This window comes from Aeromicrobium sp. P5_D10, from assembly GCF_054049535.1.
Map to the genome: position 1 here is coordinate 49,048 of NZ_JBFUME010000009.1, position 16,197 is coordinate 65,244.

The window sequence follows — 16,197 nt, forward strand, 5'->3', positions numbered from 1 at the left end:
CGAACGGTGACGGGCGTGCTGGGCGTTGCAGATGCTACTTGGCGTCGTCTTCGGCAGCAGGTGCTTCAGTCTCGAGAACTTCCTCGGCCGGAGCCTCGGTCTCGACATCGGCGTCGGCTGCTTCAGCCTCGACGACCTCGACCTCTTCAGCCGGAGCGGCCTTCTCGGTCTTGGCCTTCTTGGCGGTCTGGTTCTGAGCGCCGAACTGCTTGGCTTCGACGACCTCGATGACGGCCATGGGGGCGTTGTCGCCCTTGCGCGGCGCAATCTTCGTGATGCGTGTGTAGCCGCCGGGACGGGTCGCCATGGCGGGACCGATCTCGGTGAACAGCGTGTGCAGGATGCTCTTGTCACGGATGACCTTGACGACCTGGCGGCGGTTGGCCACCGTGTCGGTCTTGGCCTTGGTGATCAGGGCCTCGGCGTACGGACGCAGACGGCGGGCCTTGGCCTCAGTCGTCGTGATCTTGCCGTGCTCGAACAGGTTCTGCGCGAGGTTGGCAAGGATCAGCCGCTGGTGCGACGGGCTGCCGCCGAGGCGAGGACCCTTGGTGGGTGTAGGCATTGTTGTTCTCCAAAATCTTTCAGGCTATGGCCGTCAAGGTCGGGCAGTACCTCAGTACTGCTCGTCCTCGGCGAAGCTGGCGTCGTCGTCGTACGCGTCGATGACAGCGGACGGATCGAATCCGGCCGGGCTGTCCTTGAGCGCCAGGCCCATTTCGGTGAGCTTGGCCTTGACCTCATCGATCGACTTCGAACCGAAGTTGCGAATGTCGAGCAGATCCTGCTCAGAGCGCGTGATGAGCTCGCCCACGGTGTGGACGCCCTCGCGCTTGAGGCAGTTGTAAGAGCGGACCGTGAAGTTGAGGTCCTCGATCGGCAGAGCCAGATCAGCAGCAAGCTGCTCATCGACCGGGCTCGGGCCGATGTCGATTCCCTCAGCCTCGACGTTCAGTTCACGCGCCAGACCGAACAGCTCGACGAGAGTCGAACCGGCCGACGCGATCGCGTCACGAGGAAGAATGGACTTCTTGGTCTCGACATCGATGACGAGCTTGTCGAAGTCCGTACGCTGCTCAACTCGGGTTGCCTCGACCTTATAGGTCACCTTCAGGACCGGCGAGTAGATCGAGTCGACCGGCATGCGGCCGATCTCTTCGTCACCCGACTTGTTCTGAACGGCCGAGACGTAGCCGCGGCCACGCTCGACGACCAGCTCGATCTCGATCTTGCCCTTGGTGTTCAAGGTGGCGATGTGCAGATCCGGGTTGTGGACCTCGACTCCGGCCGGAGGCTGGATGTCGGCGGCGGTCACATCACCGGCGCCCTCCTTACGGAGGTACATCACGACGGGCTCGTCGTTCTCCGAGGAGACGACAAGCTCTTTGAGGTTCAAGATGATCTCGGTGACGTCCTCGGTGACACCGGGGACGGTCGAGAACTCGTGAAGCACACCGTCGATCTTGATCGAGGTGACAGCTGCACCCGGGATCGACGACAGCAGCGTGCGACGCAGCGAGTTGCCGAGGGTGTAACCGAAGCCAGGCTCGAGAGGCTCGATGACGAACCGCGAACGGAAATCGTCGACAACCTCTTCGGACAGGGCGGGACGCTGGGCGATCAGCATAATTTTCTTCCTTTCCGAACCAACCGTTATTTGAAGGTCCGGGTAGTGCTCTGTTGCCAGAGACGGGTGAGGATCAGATCTTGGAGTAGAACTCCACGATCAGCTGTTCCTGGATCGGAACCGTGATCTGCTCGCGGACGGGGCGCTCGTGGACCAGGATGCGACCGCGATCGGGCGCAGCGTCCATCCAGCCGGGAACCGTGTCCTTGTCGTGGGTCTCACGCGCGACGATGAACGGCGTGGTCTCCAGCGACTTGGGCTTGACGTCGATGATGTCGTGCTTGCTGACCTGGAAAGACGGGATGTCGGTCTTGACGCCATTGACGATGAAGTGACCGTGGTTGACGAGCTGACGAGCGTGACGACGCGTGCGGGCGAACCCGGCACGGTAGACGACGTTGTCGAGACGCGACTCCAGGATCTGGAGCAGGTTGTCACCGGTCTTGCCGGGACGACGCGAGGCGAGCTCGTAGTACTTGCGGAACTGCTTCTCGAGCACTCCGTAGGTGTAACGCGCCTTCTGCTTCTCGAGCAGCTGGTTGCGGTACTCCGACTCCTTGACGCGCGCGCGGCCGTGCTGGCCGGGAGGGTAAGGACGCTTTTCGAATGCAGCGTCACCACCGACGAGGTCGATGCCGAGACGGCGCGACTTCTTGGTGAGAGGTCCGGTGTAACGGGCCATGAGTGATAACTCCTAGAAAATTCGTGGGGCAGCGACGACGTCAGAGACGACGGTGCTTGGGGGGACGGCAGCCGTTGTGGGGGCTGGGTGTCACGTCGGAGATGGTGCCGACCTCGAGGCCGACTCCGCTCAGCGACCGGATCGCCGTCTCGCGGCCCGAACCGGGGCCCTTCACGAAGACGTCGACCTTCTTCATCCCGTGCTCCATCGCCTGGCGACCAGCCGATTCGGCAGCCATACCGGCAGCGAACGGCGTCGACTTGCGCGAGCCCTTGAATCCAACGGTTCCGCCGGAGGCCCAGGCAATCACGGCGCCCGAGGGGTCCGTGATGGTGACGTGGGTGTTGTTGAACGTGCTCTTGATGTGGGCTTCGCCCTGAGCGACGTTCTTCTTCTCCTTGCGGCGAACCTTCTTGCCAGCTGTCTTAGGAGGCATGCGCTATCACTTCTTCTTTCCGGCGACGGTGCGCTTGGGACCCTTGCGGGTGCGCGCGTTGGTCTTGGTGCGCTGGCCGCGTACGGGCAGATGCGCACGGTGACGACGGCCCTGGTAGCTGCCGATCTCCATCTTGCGGCGAATATCAGCCGTCACGGTACGACGCAGGTCGCCCTCGGTCTGGTAGTTCGCTTCGATGTGGTCACGGAGAGCGACGAGATCATTGTCGTCGAGCTCGTGGACGCGCTTGTCCGGGCTGATGCCGGTTGCCGCGAGGGTTTCGGTCGCACGAGTGCGCCCGATCCCGAATACATAAGTGAGTGCGATCTCGATGCGCTTTTCGCGCGGGAGATCTACTCCTACGAGGCGTGCCATGTAGGCATTTCCTTCCGTTCTGCGAGGTGTGGCCACCTGATGCGTCCTGGTTGCCTCCAGGATCTTTGGAGATCCTGAACCAGGCCCCGGCCTACGCTTCCGGGGGTGACCTACTGCCTGTCAGACGCGAGTCTGTGGAGCGGTAGGAGCGATCAGATGTTTCGTGTTGCTACTGCTGTGAAGAAGCTTGCTTAGCCCTGACGCTGCTTGTGACGCGGGTTTTCGCAGATCACCATGACGCGGCCATGGCGACGAATCACCTTGCACTTGTCACAGATCTTCTTCACGCTCGGGTTGACCTTCATCGAGAGTCTCTCTTTGCGATCTGAACGTGGGTATTTACTTGTGGGGTGTTACTTGTAGCGGTAGACGATGCGCCCGCGGGAGAGGTCATACGGCGAGAGCTCCACGACAACCCGATCCTCAGGAAGGATGCGGATGTAGTGCTGACGCATCTTGCCGCTGATGTGCGCGAGAACCTTGTGACCGTTGGCCAGCTCGACACGGAACATCGCGTTAGGCAGTGCCTCTACTACGGCACCTTCCATTTCGATGACGCCTTCTTTTTTCGCCATAACCTCTTCTTTGGTTGCACTGCTGTGGTGTTACTCGTTCTTGTGTAGCTCGTCTGCCATCGGCCTGGACGCATCGTTGTGACACCGCCGAAGCAGCATCGCGAACACTGATTTCATGCACACAGATGAGGACCCAGAAAGGCCGACTCCCAATCTTACGCCTACGCGGGCGGCAGACTCAAATCGCGGTCCCCCAGATGGCGCGCGGACCGCGCCTCCAGCCAGGGGGCATCTCAAGCTTGGGTCTCGCATTCAAATCACATACGCCCCACGCGTCACGTAGAGTGTCGGCGTGTCGCGTTCTCCTTTTGCACTCGCCGTGCTACTTTTCGCCGCCCTGTTGGTGCCGACCAACCCAGCACAAGCGGCCTACACCGTGCTGTGCAGCGGCTACACGTCATGCCAGGACAAGGGTTACCCGCACGCAGGCTATTCCTCGCACAAGGGCACGAGCTACTGGAACATGTACACCGGCACCAACTGCACCAACTACGTCGCCTACCGCCTGGTCACGACCAACGGCATGCCCAACAAGCGCCCCAAGTCCGGTGTCGGCAACGCCCGCGACTGGGGCACCACGATGGCATCGGTCACCGACTCCGTCCCGACAGTCGGCTCCGTCGCGTGGTGGGGCAAGACCGGCAATCACGTCGCCTACGTCGAGAAGGTCGTCTCCTCGTCCGAGGTCTGGGTGTCCGAATCCAACTGGAGTGGCGCGTTCGATTGGCGCCGCATCACCAAATCGGGGTCTGGCTGGCCCGACGGCTTCATCCACTTCTCCGATCCCAGAATCATCAACGAAACCAAGCCTGCCGTCGTCGGCACCCCGAAGGTCGACGCCGCGATCAAGGCCTCCGGAGGTGTTTGGAGCCCCAAGGGCAATACCTATGCCTACCAATGGCTCGCCGACGGCACCGCGATCCGCGGCGCAACGGCCAAGACGTTCACCCCTTCGGCTGCCCAGGCGGCCAAGAAGCTCGCCGTGCAGGTCACCGCGACCCGGCCGAGCTATCCGACAGTCAAGGTGACGTCCCCTGCAGTCGAAGTCGCGCTCGGGGCGTTCACGCAAGCCTCATCTCCCGTACTTCCCGCAAGTCCCAGAGTCGACACACCTTTGACAGTGACAGCCGGCGCGGTCACGCCGGCCGCAGCGACACGTGCATACGCCTGGTTCGCCGACGGCTCCACGATCAAAGGTGCCCAGTCGGCGACATTCACTCCGGGTCCCGAGTACGCGGGCAAGGGGCTGAGCGTGCGGATCACGTCGATCCGGCCGGGCTATATGACCCATGTGGCGAGAACGCCGAGAACTGTCGCCGTCGCGGCCGGCAGCCTGACGAACACCGTCCAGCCCGCCGTCTCGGGCGTCGCCGCAGTCGGCTCCAGGTTGACTACGACGCCCGGTACTTGGTCGAAGCCGGGGCTTGCCTTCTCCTACCAATGGCGAGCAAGCGGCATGCCGATCGCAGGCGCCACAGGCGCTTCGTACGATATCGCGCCGAATCTTCTCGGAAAGACCATCGATGTCGTGGTCACGGCCAGTCGCAGCGGATATGTGACGACAACGTCGACCTCACGCGCATCCAAGGCCGTCGTCACCGGCACGTTCTCCTCGCGGACGTCCCCTGCCGTCTCGGGTACGCCCCGCGTCGGCTCCCGGCTGACTGCCTCTACCGGAGTGTGGTCACCGGCCGGCACCTACAGCTTCCAGTGGTACGCGGGTGCGACCCCGATAGCCGGCGCAACCGGCCAGACCTATGTACCGACCCGTCAGGATCTGGGTGATCGCATCCAGGTAGGCGTCACGGCCAGACGTGACGGCTTCACGGCCGCCTCGGCCCGGTCAGCACGTACCGCAGCCGTGGTCGCCGGCCATATATCGATCTCGAAATCGCCCCGGGCCACCGGAAAGCCACGATTGGGCTCGGTGCTCAGGATCGCCCCCGGCGTCCAATCCCCCGCCCAGACCTCGTTGAGCTACCAGTGGCTGCGCGACTCGAAGGCCATCCCCGGGTCCACCAAGTCCACGCGCCGGGTCACCAAGGACGATCTCGGCCACTACCTGACGGTCAAGGTCACGTTCAGGGCGAGTGGATACGCCACCAGGACGGCCACGACTGCCAAGATCGGCCGTGCCAAGGCCGACTCCAAGGTGTCGGCCTCGGTCAAGACGCCTGGCCGCGGCAAGGCAACCTTCTCCATCAAGGTCTCGGCGCCCGGTGCCACATCACCCAACGGCACTCTGACGATTCGCACCGGCAGCAAAAAGCTCCTCACTGTGAAGGTCAAGCGCGGCAGGGCCTTGGCTGCATTGACTAGGCAGCCGGCGGGCCGCCGGACGTACACATTGACGTTCAACGGGACATCGGCGGTCGCGGGCTCCTCCCACACCCGCACCATCACGATCAAATGATGTCGCTGCTCGACCCGCACGGCACTATCGTGATATCGCAACGTGTTTTATCTTTCTTTCGAGTTTCGCGTCACGAACGTGGTTCTGCCTCGTCTCACTGTCAATCGGAACTAGTCGTCAGCATCAGGGGGCGCACGAACGGCACCTCACGGTGTCGGGCGAAAAGATTTCAGGAGACGCATGGACATTCAAACCGCCACCGGGATGTCGGACGTCCCAGGTTTGGAAGACCTGGAGACTCCGGAACTCCTCGTGATGGCTCGAAGCGGCAACCAGGAAGCCTATGCGACCCTGTATGACCGCTACGCCTATGCGGCCCTTCGTCTCGCCCGTCACCTGGGCATGCGCGACGACGCCGAAGACATCGTCTCCGAGTCCTTCGCCCGGATTCTCGATCTGGTGGGACGCGGCAAGGGCCCTACGTCAAACTTCCGCAGCTACTTGTTCACGACAGTTCGCCACGAGGCCGGCCGTCGCGCCAAAGCCCGGCAGAAGGTCCTACCGACTGACGATGAGTCGCAGATCGACACCGCGGTGCCTTTCGGTGACAGCCAACTCGATTCCTTCGAACGCACTTCGGTCCGCGCAGCGTACGAGTCACTGCCGGCTCGCTGGCAGACCGTGCTGTGGCACCTCGACGTCGAAGGCCACAAGCCACAAGATCTCGCCGAGGCACTCGACGTCTCGCCCAACAGCGTCTCAGCCCTGGTGTACCGGGCCCGTTCGGGACTACGCCAGGCATATCTGCAGCAGCACATCTCCCCGCCCGGACCCGAGGCCGATGCAATCTGTGCCAACACCCGATCCAAACTCCCGGCATTTTTGCAACGGACCGGAAGTACCCGCGAACTCGAAAAGACACATGCGCATCTGGCGACTTGCCAGGACTGCATGTCGGCGTACGTCGAGCTTCAGGCCACTGGTGTCGAGATCGGAATCGTCCCACCTGATTGAGAACCTCGCTCCAGACGAGCACCGCAATGCCCCTATCCCTGCACGCACGAAAGGCCGGACCACGACGTGACCGAGATGTCGAGCGCGACCTCAGACGTCACCGACGCCGAGCTCATCGTCGCGGTGCGCGCTGGCGACCTCGAATCGTACGGAGTGCTGTTCGCCCGGCATCGTGACGCCGCGAACCGGCTCGCCAGGCAGCTGGTCCCCAGCTCAGACGCCGACGACCTCGTGGCCGAATCCTTCTCACGTGTCATGGCTGCCCTCCAGGGTGGCAAGGGACCCGACGAGTTCTTCCGGGCTTATCTGCTGACGAGTATCCGTCGGCTGCACGTCGACCGCATCCGGGCCGGAAAACGGCTGAAGACGACCGGCGACGAGGCCGAGCTCGATCGCGCGGTCGAGTTCATCGACCCGGCGGAGATGAAGTTCGAGCAGCAGGCCGCCGCCGAGGCTTTCGCGTCGCTGCCCGAACGCTGGCAGATGGTCTTGTGGCATCTCGATGTCGAGCAGCAGAAACCCGCCCAGGTCGCTCCCCTGCTCGGGATGAGCCCCAACAGCGTTTCCGCGCTCGCTTACCGCGCCCGCGAGGGTCTGCGCGTCGCCTACTTGCAAAGCCACTTGTCGCCCACACTCGATGACGACTGCAAAAGCACAACCGCGCTCCTCGGACAGTACGTGCGGAAGGCGCTGCGCACACGCGACACCGCCGCGGTCGAGAAGCATCTCGACACCTGCACCCGGTGCTCGGGCCTGTATCTCGAACTCGTCGAGGTCAACGGCGATCTGTCGGGTCTGCTCGCACCCGCGCTCCTGGGCGCGGCGGCCGCCGGATATCTCGGCACGACAGGTGGCCTGGTCTCGGTCGGCGCCGCGCTTGGAGCATTGCCCCAACGTCTGCAGTCGGCCGCTACGGGAAGTCCTGCAGCCGCTGTGGCCGCCGGCGTCGTGACGCTGACAGTCGTTGGCGGCGCGGTCGGCATCGGCATGGCGGCCGGAGGCGGCGACGAGCCTTCGCATTCGGCCGCACAACCCATTCCCAGCGCCACCCCCTCCGAACCACAGACCTCGCCGATCGCACCTCAGCCTTCGAGCCGGCCGGACAAGCAGAAGCCTTCCGGTACGTCCGAGTCTTCTGTCCCGCCGCGCAATGTCATCCCGCTCGTGCCGCCCCCGACAATCGCCGATCCGCCGGACCCGCCCAAGTCAGACAAGCCAAGCCGTCCGGTCCCCAAGCCCACCTCGAAGCCGACGGCTACTCCGAAGCCAAGCCCGACACCTACACCCACTCCCTGGCCAACTGTTCCAGAACCGGTGCCCACCGAGACCGACTACTCGGTCACTATGAGCCACATCGACCAGTCTGAATACGGATATCGCCAGCTTAGTGTCGAGGTCGCCGCGTCTAACGAATCACCTCGGGGCAATATCGTCACAGTTGCGCTGACGTTCTCTGCGGTCAACAGACCCACGACATTTCGCGGCGGCCTCAGCCAAGGGTGGACCTGCGACGTGGCGACGTTTGAACAACCGATGGCCGCGATGACATGTAGGCGCACCCAGACTGGAGAGCAGGTTCCCGTCCTGCGTTTTTCCATCGAGGGCTATATGCCAACCGTCGGAGCCACCATTTCAGCCAGCAACAACCTTGATCCGAACAGCACCAACGACACAAGCACGCATTCCACAGGACCTTGGAACCCCTGACACTCAGAGGTTAGGCAGCAGAGTCGAACAGCACGCGCCACTTGCCGTCGACCTTTTCGACGTCATATGACTCACCGGGGTTCTCATTTCCCCAGTCGATCGTCACAGTTGCGCTCGTGCCTTGCACCGGCCCGGCCTCGTACGTCACGGCGTCGAGATCATTGCCTTCCTCCGCGAATGATCCGGCAGCCGCTTCGACGTCACCGCAGTCCATCGCCGACGGAGTCACGACCAAAGCCTTGGCAGCCTTGCAGTCGCCGGCATCCAGCGCCCGCATCAGCTGTTCGACGGCAGCCGCCGGTCCGGAGGACGAGGTCGCGGAAGGCGAGGGCGACGGCGCCCCTTCGGATGAGTCCTGCGAACCGCACGCGGCGACGAAAACGAGCGACAGGGCGGCCAACAGGAGCTTCATGTCTCTAGTCTCCCCCATAGGGCACACCCAGCTCCGCGAGCCGATCCTTGCCACCGTCGATCGCGGTCAGCACCCACGCCCCGCGGTCAGTCAAGGTGAAGGTGTTCTCGAAGTGGGCAGCCCACGAACCATCGGTCGTCACGACCGTCCAGTCGTCCGCCAGCGTCCTCGTCTGATCTGTGCCGAGACTGATCATCGGCTCCACCGCGAGCGCCAAGCCCTTGACCAGCTTGGGGCCACGACGTGGCTTGCCGAAGTTGGGCACATCGGGCGGTTGATGCATCGCCGAGCCGATGCCATGACCGGTATATCCGTCGACGATGCCGTAGTCACCTGCAGCTACGACCGTCGACTCGATCGCATGGCTGATATCCGAGACCCGTCCACCCAGCCTGGCCGCAGCGATACCGCGCCACATGGACTCCTCGGTGACCCGCATCAACTCTGTGACCTCATCTGGCACATCGCCGATCGCGACCGTGATGGCGGCGTCGCCGTGCCAGCCGTCGACGATGGCTCCGCAGTCGATCGAGATGATGTCGCCGTCGCGGAGCACTCGGTCACCCGGGATCCCATGCACGACCTCGTCGTTGACCGAAGTGCAGATGACGCCGGTGAAGCCGTGATAGCCCAAGAAGTTGGACGTCGCGCCCATCGAACGGATCGCTTCGGCCGCGATGACGTCCAGCTCGCGGGTCGAGACGCCCGCCAGCGCGGACTCACGCAGCACTTCTAGAGTCCGACCCACCACGAGACCTGCAGCCCGCATGGCCTCGATCTGTGCTGGTGTCTTGATCTCGATGCCGCGCTCGAACATGTGAATGTTGTCTAGGAGGGCAGGGAAGCGTCGATGCGCTTGGTTACTTCATCGACATCGCCCATACCGTCGACCTTGATCAACAGCCCACGCGAACCGTAGACCTCGATCAGAGGCGATGTCTCAGCGGTGTAAACCTCTTGGCGGTGCCGGATGACCTCTTCGGTGTCATCGGCGCGACCGCTCGTCTCCGCCCGCTTCAGCAGACGCTGGATGAGCTCTTCGGAGTCGACGACCAACTCGATGACTCCGTCGAGCTTGGTACCCAGGTCGTCGAGGATCCCATCGAGCGTCGCGACCTGGTCGACGGTACGCGGATAGCCGTCGAGGATGAACGCCTCGCGAGCGTCATCTTGGGCCAACCGATCCTTGACCATGGCGTTCGTGACCTCATCAGGCACGTACTCCCCGGCGTCCATGTAACGCTGCGCGGCCCGACCGAGTTCGGTCTGATCCCGCACGTTCGCGCGAAAGATGTCACCAGTGGAGACGTGCGCGCCACCGATACGCGCGGCCAGCGAAATGGCCTGAGTGCCCTTGCCCGCACCGGGCGGGCCCATGATGAGGAGTCGCATTTACTTGAGGAACCCTTCGTAGTTGCGCTGCTGCAACTGGCTTTCGATTTGTTTCACGGTGTCGAGGCCGACGCCCACGATGATCAACAGCGTCGTGCCGCCGAACGGGAAGTTCTGGCTCGCCCCGATCGCCGCGATCGCGATCATCGGGATCAGCGCGATGAGACCGAGGTACAGCGCTCCGGGAGCGGTGATACGACTCAGCACATATGCGAGGTAGTCCTGGGTCGGACGTCCAGCACGGATCCCCGGGATGAACCCGCCGTACTTCTTCATGTTGTCGGCCACTTCTTCGGGGTTGAAGGTGATCGACACATAGAAGTACGTGAAGAACACGATCAGGGTGAAGAACGTGATCATGTAGAGCGGGTGATCGCCCTTGACGAAGTTGTCATTGATCCACGTCGCCCAACCAGCACCGGAGTTGAACTGCGCCATGAGCGCCGGCAGATACATCAGGGATGACGCGAAGATGACCGGGATGATGCCGGCCTGGTTGACCTTCAACGGGATGTAGGTCGACGAGCCGCCGAACATGCGGCGGCCGACCATGCGCTTGGCATACTGCACCGGGATACGGCGCTGGGCCTGCTCGATGAAGATGACGCCGGCCACGATGACCAGACCGATCAGGACGACCATCGTGAACGTGGTCCAGCCCTTGGTCTCCTTGATCTGCCACATCGCGCCGGGGAACGTCGCCACAACCTGCGTGAAGATCAGGATCGACATGCCATTGCCGACTCCGCGGTCGGTGATGAGCTCGCCGAGCCACATGATGACTGCGGTGCCGGCGACCATCGTGAGCACGATGAGCAGGAATGACCAGATGCTGTCTTCGTCGTACAGCAGAGCGCCGGTGTCGGCACCGAACAGATTGCGACTGCGGGCCAACGCCACGATGCCGGTCGCCTGGAGAATCGCCAGGCCCAGCGTCAGATAGCGGGTGTATTGGGTGATCTTGGTCTGTCCGGCCTGGCCCTCCTTCTTGAGGGCCTCCAGACGAGGGATCACTACGACGAGCAACTGCAAGATGATGCTGGCCGTGATGTAAGGCATGATGCCCAACGCGAACACGGTCAACTGCAGCAGCGCACCGCCGGAGAAGACGTTGATGAGTGCGAAGAGGCTGCTGTTCTCACCGGTCGAGGCAGCGTCGACGGAATCTCGCACGTTGCCGACATCGATGCCAGGCGCCGGCATCGTCGATCCCAACCGGAACAAGACGATGACGAACAGGACGAAGAGGATCTTTTTACGCAGATCGGGCGTCCGGAACGCATTTACGAAGGCGCTGAGCACCGCGATCCTCCTCGTGCACTAGGTGTGCTTCGGTATGACGGACAAAAGCGGGCTTTCGCCCGCTAGATGACTCTAACAGCCAAGGAGAGCAGCCGGGGCAGGACGTGTGTCCTGCCCCGAACAGCATCAGCCAAGAATGGTGACGCTGCCGCCTGCTGCTTCGATCTTGGTCTTGGCCGAGGCCGAGAACTTGGTCGCCGTGACGTTGACCTTCACGGTGATCTCGCCCTGGCCCAGGACCTTGACGGGCTGGTTCTTGCGAACCGCGCCGTTGGCGACGAGCGACTCGATGTTGACGTCACCGCCCTTGGGGTACAGCTCCTCGATGCGATCGAGGTTGACGACCTGGAACTCCACGCGGAACGGGTTCTTGAACCCCTTCAGCTTGGGCAGGCGCATGTGGATGGGAACCTGTCCACCCTCGAAGCCGGCGGGAACCTGGTAACGAGCCTTCGTACCCTTGGTTCCGCGACCAGCCGTCTTACCCTTCGAGCCCTCACCACGACCGACACGGGTCTTGGCAGTCTTGGCTCCTGGGGCCGGGCGCAAGTGATGCAGTTTGAGCGCCATGGTCAGTCCACCTCCTTGACGTCCACGAGGTGCGGGATGGCCTCAGCCATGCCACGGAGCTCGGGACGATCCTCAACGACAACCACGTCGCCGATCTTCTTCAGACCGAGCGAGCGCAGCGTGTCGCGCTGGTTCTGCTTGCGTCCGATACCGGACTTGGTCTGGGTTACCTGAAGCTTGGCCATCAGACACCCGCTCCGGCATCAGCCTTGGCCTTGGCCTCGGCGATGCCTTCCTTGCCGGCGCGAAGCAAGGCTGCCGGGGCAACCTCTTCGACCGTCAGACCGCGACGCGCGGCAACCTGCTCAGGCGATTCGAGCAGCTTGAGAGCCGCCACGGTCGCGTGAACGATGTTGATCGCGTTGGCCGAGCCCAGCGACTTGCTCAGGACGTCATGGACGCCGGCAGCCTCGAGCACGGCGCGGACCGGACCACCGGCGATAACGCCGGTACCCGGGGACGCCGGACGCAGGAAGACGACGCCAGCCGCCTTCTCGCCCTGCACGGGGTGCGGGATCGTGCCCTGGATCCGGGGGACGCGGAAGAAGGACTTCTTGGCCTCTTCGACACCCTTCGAGATCGCGGTAGGCACTTCCTTGGCCTTGCCGTAGCCGATGCCGACCTGACCGTCGCCGTCGCCCACGATCACGAGAGCGGTGAAGCTGAAGCGACGACCACCCTTGACGACCTTGGCGACACGGTTGATCGTGACGACCTTCTCGATGTACTGCGACTTCTCGGCTCCGCGGTCGCTTCCACGACCCCGTCCGCCTCCGCCTCCGCGGCGCTGCTGCCCGCTCATGCGGCACTCCTCTGGTTGTTGATGTTGTTCGTCATCAGAACTCCAGTCCGCCCTCGCGAGCGCCGTCAGCAAGTGCTGCGACGCGACCGGCGTACTTGTTGCCCGCACGGTCGAAGACCACGGTGCCGACGCCGGCGGCCTTGGCGCGCTCGGCGACGAGCTCACCTACCCGCTTGGCCTTGGCCGACTTGTCATCGGCCGAAGCGCGCAGATCGGCTTCCATCGTCGACGCCGAAGCGAGGGTGTGTCCCTCGAGGTCGTCGACGATCTGGGCAACCATGTGCTTGCTGGAGCGCGTGACGACAAGGCGCGGACGCTCGGCGGATCCGTGGATCTTCTTGCGACCACGGATCTGGCGGCGCAGACGCGATGCCGTACGACCCTTGATGTTCTTGTTGTGCCTGATCGAGATAGCCATGGACTACTTACCAGCCTTTCCGACCTTGCGACGAACATGCTCGCCGGAGTAACGGACACCCTTGCCCTTGTAGGGCTCGGGCTTGCGGATCTTGCGAATGTTCGCTGCAACCTCACCGACGGCCTGCTTGTCGATGCCGATGACCGAGAAAGCCGTGGGCTTCTCGACTGCGAACGTGATGCCCTCGGGCGCCTTGACGACAACCGGGTGGCTAAAGCCGAGTGCGAACTCGAGCTCGGTCGGACCCTTGGAGGCGACACGGTAGCCGACGCCGACGATCTCGAGCTTCTTCTCGTAGCCCTCGGTGACGCCGACGACCATATTGCTGATCAGCGTGCGGGACAGGCCGTGAAGGGCCTTGCTCCGGCGCTCGTCGTTGGGACGCTCGACCGCGAGCGTTCCATCGTCGGACTTGCTGACGGTGATGGGCTCGGAAACCGTATGGCTGAGTTCACCCTTGGGGCCCTTGACACGAATGTCCTGACCTTCGATGGTGACCTCGACGCCCGACGGGATCGTGACTGGAATCTTGCCAATGCGTGACATGGTTCAGGCCCCTCTCACCAGACGTAGGCGAGGACTTCTCCGCCTACGCCCTTCTGGTTGGCCTGGCGGTCCGTGAGCAGACCCTGGCTGGTCGAGATGATCGCCACACCAAGGCCACCGAGGACCTTGGGCAGAGCCGTCGACTTCGCGTAGACGCGCAGTCCCGGCTTGCTGATGCGGCGGATGCCGGCGATGGAACGCTCGCGGTGCTGGCCGTACTTGAGTGTGATGGTCAGCGTCTTGCCGACCTCACCCTCGGCGGGCTCGGCGACGTCGATCGACGTGATGTAGCCCTCCTGCTTCAGGATCTCGGCGACGCCGGCCTTCAGCTTCGAGTAGGGCATGCTCACGCTGTCGTGGTACGCCTGATTGCCGTTGCGGACACGCGTCAGCATGTCTGCGATCGGATCGGTCATTGTCATGAGTGTGTGTTTCCATTCCTGCCGCGGTTTCCCTCGTTGTCGAGGGACCTACGCCATTCAGAGGTGTGAAATTACCAGGAGCTCTTGGTGATGCCCGGCAGCTCGCCGCGGTGTGCCATCTCACGAAGGCAGATGCGGCAGAGGCCGAACTTCTTGTAGACCGAGCGGGGTCGGCCACAACGCTGGCAACGGGTATAACCGCGAACCGCAAACTTGGGCTTGCGAGCGGCCTTGACCTTGAGTCCAGTCTTCGCCATGTCAGTTCTCCTTGTAGGGGAAGCCGAGCAGCTTGAGCAGCGCGCGCCCCTCGTCGTCGTTGGTCGCCGTCGTCACGATCGTGATGTCCATACCACGCGAGCGGTCGATCTTGTCCTGATCGATCTCGTGGAACATGACCTGCTCGGTCAGACCGAACGTGTAGTTGCCGCGACCGTCGAACTGCTTGGGGCTCAGGCCACGGAAGTCGCGGATCCGGGGCAGCGCGAGCGTCAGAAGACGGTCGAGGAACTCCCACATGCGGTCGCCGCGCAGCGTGACGTGCGTGCCGATCGGCATGCCCTCACGCAGCTTGAACTGGGCGATCGACTTGCGTGCCTTGGTGACCTGCGGCTTCTGGCCGGTGATCGCGGTGAGGTCCTTGATGGCCCCCTCGATCAGCTTGCCGTCGCGGGCAGCCTCGCCGACACCCATGTTGACGACGATCTTGGTCAGGCCAGGAACCTGCATGACGTTCGAGTACTCGAACTGCTCGCGCAGAGCCGGAAGGATCTCTTCGCGGTAGCGCGTCTTCAGACGAGGCATGGTCGTAGCTTCAGTTGTGCTCATTCTCAGATCTCCTTTCCGGTCTTCTTGGCGATACGGACGCTGCGCTGAGCGGCGTACGTCGAGCCATCGGGGCGTGTCTTGACGACATCGTCGCGACGGTAACCGACGCGAGTCGGCTCCTTGTCGGCGAGCAGCATGACGTTCGAGATGTGGATGGGGGCTTCGCTGGTGATGATGCCGCCCGAGCCCGCGCCGCCAGCCTGAGTCGGCTTGGTGTGACGCTTGACGCGGTTGACGCCTTCGACAATGACCCGGTTGTGCTCGGCGAGCACCTCGATGACCGAACCGGTCACGCCCTTGTCCTTGCCAGCGATGACCTTGACCTGGTCACCCTTGCGAATACTGACGGTGCCTTTGCGGGCCATGTCAGAGCACCTCCGGTGCGAGAGAGATGATGCGCATGAACTTCTTGTCGCGAAGTTCACGGCCGACGGGCCCGAAGATGCGCGTTCCGCGCGGATCTCCGTCCGCCTTGAGGATGACGGCTGCATTCTCGTCGAACTTGATGTAAGAACCATCGGGACGACGGCGCTCCTTGACGGTGCGCACGATGACAGCCTTGACGACATCACCCTTCTTGACGTTTCCGCCGGGGATGGCGTCCTTCACGGTGGCGACGATGGTGTCACCGATGCCCGCGTAACGACGGCCCGAGCCACCGAGGACACGGATGCAGAGGATTTCCTTTGCACCGGTGTTGTCGGCGACCTTGAGTCGAGACTCCTGCTGAATCATCTGT

24 protein-coding genes are annotated in these 16,197 nt (G+C 63.1%); 3 read left to right on the forward strand and 21 right to left on the reverse strand.

The window, feature by feature from the left end:
• Positions 1-34 precede the first annotated feature (34 nt).
• From rplQ to infA, 7 genes are all read right to left on the reverse strand, one after another.
• Positions 35-565, reverse strand: coding sequence for a 50S ribosomal protein L17 (gene rplQ / locus ACXJKC_RS17295; protein WP_456697991.1), 531 nt, complete (start codon positions 563-565; stop codon positions 35-37).
• A gap of 51 nt (positions 566-616) precedes the next feature.
• Positions 617-1,627: a DNA-directed RNA polymerase subunit alpha gene (locus tag ACXJKC_RS17300; protein ID WP_456697992.1), complete on the reverse strand. Its 1,011-nt coding sequence runs from the start codon at positions 1,625-1,627 to the stop codon at positions 617-619.
• A 73-nt stretch (positions 1,628-1,700) separates the two neighbouring features.
• Positions 1,701-2,309 (reverse strand): 30S ribosomal protein S4, encoded by a 609-nt coding sequence (gene rpsD / locus ACXJKC_RS17305; protein WP_456697993.1) that lies wholly within the window; start codon positions 2,307-2,309, stop codon positions 1,701-1,703.
• 40 nt (positions 2,310-2,349) lie between these two features.
• The gene (gene rpsK / locus ACXJKC_RS17310; RefSeq protein ID WP_056209373.1) at positions 2,350-2,745 is read right to left on the reverse strand and encodes a 30S ribosomal protein S11; all 396 of its coding nucleotides are present in this window, start codon (positions 2,743-2,745) and stop codon (positions 2,350-2,352) included.
• 6 nt (positions 2,746-2,751) lie between these two features.
• Entirely contained in the window at positions 2,752-3,120 is a 369-nt protein-coding gene (gene rpsM, locus ACXJKC_RS17315; RefSeq protein WP_056606237.1) for a 30S ribosomal protein S13, read from the reverse strand.
• Positions 3,121-3,311: 191 nt separating this feature from the next.
• A complete protein-coding gene (rpmJ, locus tag ACXJKC_RS17320) occupies positions 3,312-3,425 on the reverse strand; it encodes a 50S ribosomal protein L36 (protein WP_008361054.1) in 114 nt (37 codons plus the stop codon).
• Positions 3,426-3,473: 48 nt separating this feature from the next.
• On the reverse strand, positions 3,474-3,695 hold the full coding sequence (gene infA / locus ACXJKC_RS17325; protein ID WP_007078610.1) for a translation initiation factor IF-1: 222 nt from the start codon (positions 3,693-3,695) through the stop codon (positions 3,474-3,476).
• Between the two features lie 292 nt (positions 3,696-3,987).
• Here infA and ACXJKC_RS17330 point away from each other — a divergent pair, with 292 nt between their 5' ends.
• The 3 genes from ACXJKC_RS17330 to ACXJKC_RS17340 all read left to right on the forward strand — a co-directional run bounded on the left by ACXJKC_RS17330 (position 3,988) and on the right by ACXJKC_RS17340 (position 8,769).
• Complete coding sequence (locus ACXJKC_RS17330) at positions 3,988-6,108, forward strand: CHAP domain-containing protein (RefSeq protein ID WP_456697994.1); 2,121 nt, start codon at positions 3,988-3,990, stop codon at positions 6,106-6,108.
• A gap of 180 nt (positions 6,109-6,288) precedes the next feature.
• On the forward strand, positions 6,289-7,062 hold the full coding sequence (locus tag ACXJKC_RS17335; protein WP_456697995.1) for an RNA polymerase sigma factor: 774 nt from the start codon (positions 6,289-6,291) through the stop codon (positions 7,060-7,062).
• A 75-nt stretch (positions 7,063-7,137) separates the two neighbouring features.
• Positions 7,138-8,769 carry a sigma-70 family RNA polymerase sigma factor gene (locus tag ACXJKC_RS17340; protein ID WP_456698041.1) on the forward strand — a complete coding sequence of 544 codons (1,632 nt, stop codon included), beginning with the start codon at positions 7,138-7,140 and terminating at the stop codon, positions 8,767-8,769.
• 10 nt (positions 8,770-8,779) lie between these two features.
• Here ACXJKC_RS17340 and ACXJKC_RS17345 read toward each other — a convergent pair whose 3' ends face one another.
• From ACXJKC_RS17345 to rplN, 14 genes are all read right to left on the reverse strand, one after another.
• Positions 8,780-9,181: a hypothetical protein gene (locus tag ACXJKC_RS17345; protein WP_456697996.1), complete on the reverse strand. Its 402-nt coding sequence runs from the start codon at positions 9,179-9,181 to the stop codon at positions 8,780-8,782.
• Positions 9,182-9,185: 4 nt separating this feature from the next.
• Positions 9,186-9,998, reverse strand: coding sequence for a type I methionyl aminopeptidase (gene map, locus ACXJKC_RS17350; protein ID WP_456697997.1), 813 nt, complete (start codon positions 9,996-9,998; stop codon positions 9,186-9,188).
• Positions 9,999-10,009: 11 nt separating this feature from the next.
• Positions 10,010-10,573: an adenylate kinase gene (locus ACXJKC_RS17355; protein ID WP_456697998.1), complete on the reverse strand. Its 564-nt coding sequence runs from the start codon at positions 10,571-10,573 to the stop codon at positions 10,010-10,012.
• A complete protein-coding gene (gene secY / locus ACXJKC_RS17360) occupies positions 10,574-11,875 on the reverse strand; it encodes a preprotein translocase subunit SecY (protein WP_456697999.1) in 1,302 nt (433 codons plus the stop codon).
• Between the two features lie 126 nt (positions 11,876-12,001).
• Positions 12,002-12,445 carry a 50S ribosomal protein L15 gene (gene rplO, locus ACXJKC_RS17365; RefSeq protein WP_456698000.1) on the reverse strand — a complete coding sequence of 148 codons (444 nt, stop codon included), beginning with the start codon at positions 12,443-12,445 and terminating at the stop codon, positions 12,002-12,004.
• Between the two features lie 2 nt (positions 12,446-12,447).
• On the reverse strand, positions 12,448-12,630 hold the full coding sequence (gene rpmD / locus ACXJKC_RS17370; protein WP_129185632.1) for a 50S ribosomal protein L30: 183 nt from the start codon (positions 12,628-12,630) through the stop codon (positions 12,448-12,450).
• Positions 12,630-13,247 (reverse strand): 30S ribosomal protein S5, encoded by a 618-nt coding sequence (rpsE, locus tag ACXJKC_RS17375; RefSeq protein ID WP_456698001.1) that lies wholly within the window; start codon positions 13,245-13,247, stop codon positions 12,630-12,632. The genes rpmD and rpsE overlap by 1 nt, the downstream gene beginning before the upstream one ends.
• 34 nt (positions 13,248-13,281) lie before the next feature.
• Positions 13,282-13,665 carry a 50S ribosomal protein L18 gene (gene rplR / locus ACXJKC_RS17380; RefSeq protein WP_456698002.1) on the reverse strand — a complete coding sequence of 128 codons (384 nt, stop codon included), beginning with the start codon at positions 13,663-13,665 and terminating at the stop codon, positions 13,282-13,284.
• Positions 13,666-13,668: 3 nt separating this feature from the next.
• Entirely contained in the window at positions 13,669-14,211 is a 543-nt protein-coding gene (gene rplF / locus ACXJKC_RS17385) for a 50S ribosomal protein L6 (RefSeq protein WP_456698003.1), read from the reverse strand.
• A 14-nt stretch (positions 14,212-14,225) separates the two neighbouring features.
• Positions 14,226-14,633, reverse strand: a complete 408-nt coding sequence (rpsH, locus tag ACXJKC_RS17390) for a 30S ribosomal protein S8 (protein ID WP_456698004.1) — start codon at positions 14,631-14,633, stop codon at positions 14,226-14,228.
• A 71-nt stretch (positions 14,634-14,704) separates the two neighbouring features.
• On the reverse strand, positions 14,705-14,890 hold the full coding sequence (locus ACXJKC_RS17395) for a type Z 30S ribosomal protein S14 (RefSeq protein ID WP_056209415.1): 186 nt from the start codon (positions 14,888-14,890) through the stop codon (positions 14,705-14,707).
• A gap of 1 nt (position 14,891) precedes the next feature.
• On the reverse strand, positions 14,892-15,458 hold the full coding sequence (gene rplE / locus ACXJKC_RS17400; protein WP_456698005.1) for a 50S ribosomal protein L5: 567 nt from the start codon (positions 15,456-15,458) through the stop codon (positions 14,892-14,894).
• Between the two features lie 2 nt (positions 15,459-15,460).
• Positions 15,461-15,823 carry a 50S ribosomal protein L24 gene (gene rplX / locus ACXJKC_RS17405; protein WP_456698006.1) on the reverse strand — a complete coding sequence of 121 codons (363 nt, stop codon included), beginning with the start codon at positions 15,821-15,823 and terminating at the stop codon, positions 15,461-15,463.
• A gap of 1 nt (position 15,824) precedes the next feature.
• Positions 15,825-16,193 carry a 50S ribosomal protein L14 gene (gene rplN, locus ACXJKC_RS17410; protein ID WP_019143636.1) on the reverse strand — a complete coding sequence of 123 codons (369 nt, stop codon included), beginning with the start codon at positions 16,191-16,193 and terminating at the stop codon, positions 15,825-15,827.
• Positions 16,194-16,197: the final 4 nt, after the last annotated feature.

Excerpts from the sequence above, each read along its gene's own strand:
- rplO (WP_456698000.1), bottom strand. The coding sequence starts at position 12,445 with ATGGCGCTCAAACTGCATCACTTGCGCCCGGCCCCAGGAGCCAAGACT.
- ACXJKC_RS17395 (WP_056209415.1), bottom strand. The coding sequence starts at position 14,890 with ATGGCGAAGACTGGACTCAAGGTCAAGGCCGCTCGCAAGCCCAAGTTT.
- rplN (WP_019143636.1), bottom strand. The coding sequence starts at position 16,193 with ATGATTCAGCAGGAGTCTCGACTCAAGGTCGCCGACAACACCGGTGCA.
- ACXJKC_RS17340 (WP_456698041.1), top strand. The coding sequence starts at position 7,138 with ATGTCGAGCGCGACCTCAGACGTCACCGACGCCGAGCTCATCGTCGCG.
- ACXJKC_RS17300 (WP_456697992.1), bottom strand. The coding sequence starts at position 1,627 with ATGCTGATCGCCCAGCGTCCCGCCCTGTCCGAAGAGGTTGTCGACGAT.
- rplE (WP_456698005.1), bottom strand. The coding sequence starts at position 15,458 with ATGAGCACAACTGAAGCTACGACCATGCCTCGTCTGAAGACGCGCTAC.
- rpsD (WP_456697993.1), bottom strand. The coding sequence starts at position 2,309 with ATGGCCCGTTACACCGGACCTCTCACCAAGAAGTCGCGCCGTCTCGGC.
- infA (WP_007078610.1), bottom strand. The coding sequence starts at position 3,695 with ATGGCGAAAAAAGAAGGCGTCATCGAAATGGAAGGTGCCGTAGTAGAG.
- rpsE (WP_456698001.1), bottom strand. The coding sequence starts at position 13,247 with ATGAGCGGGCAGCAGCGCCGCGGAGGCGGAGGCGGACGGGGTCGTGGA.
- ACXJKC_RS17335 (WP_456697995.1), top strand. The coding sequence starts at position 6,289 with ATGGACATTCAAACCGCCACCGGGATGTCGGACGTCCCAGGTTTGGAA.
- ACXJKC_RS17355 (WP_456697998.1), bottom strand. The coding sequence starts at position 10,573 with ATGCGACTCCTCATCATGGGCCCGCCCGGTGCGGGCAAGGGCACTCAG.
- map (WP_456697997.1), bottom strand. The coding sequence starts at position 9,998 with ATGTTCGAGCGCGGCATCGAGATCAAGACACCAGCACAGATCGAGGCC.
- rplX (WP_456698006.1), bottom strand. The coding sequence starts at position 15,823 with ATGGCCCGCAAAGGCACCGTCAGTATTCGCAAGGGTGACCAGGTCAAG.
- rplF (WP_456698003.1), bottom strand. The coding sequence starts at position 14,211 with ATGTCACGCATTGGCAAGATTCCAGTCACGATCCCGTCGGGCGTCGAG.
- rpsK (WP_056209373.1), bottom strand. The coding sequence starts at position 2,745 with ATGCCTCCTAAGACAGCTGGCAAGAAGGTTCGCCGCAAGGAGAAGAAG.
- rplR (WP_456698002.1), bottom strand. The coding sequence starts at position 13,665 with ATGGCTATCTCGATCAGGCACAACAAGAACATCAAGGGTCGTACGGCA.
- rplQ (WP_456697991.1), bottom strand. The coding sequence starts at position 565 with ATGCCTACACCCACCAAGGGTCCTCGCCTCGGCGGCAGCCCGTCGCAC.
- rpmD (WP_129185632.1), bottom strand. The coding sequence starts at position 12,630 with ATGGCCAAGCTTCAGGTAACCCAGACCAAGTCCGGTATCGGACGCAAG.
- ACXJKC_RS17345 (WP_456697996.1), bottom strand. The coding sequence starts at position 9,181 with ATGAAGCTCCTGTTGGCCGCCCTGTCGCTCGTTTTCGTCGCCGCGTGC.
- rpmJ (WP_008361054.1), bottom strand. The coding sequence starts at position 3,425 with ATGAAGGTCAACCCGAGCGTGAAGAAGATCTGTGACAAGTGCAAGGTG.
- rpsM (WP_056606237.1), bottom strand. The coding sequence starts at position 3,120 with ATGGCACGCCTCGTAGGAGTAGATCTCCCGCGCGAAAAGCGCATCGAG.
- rpsH (WP_456698004.1), bottom strand. The coding sequence starts at position 14,633 with ATGACAATGACCGATCCGATCGCAGACATGCTGACGCGTGTCCGCAAC.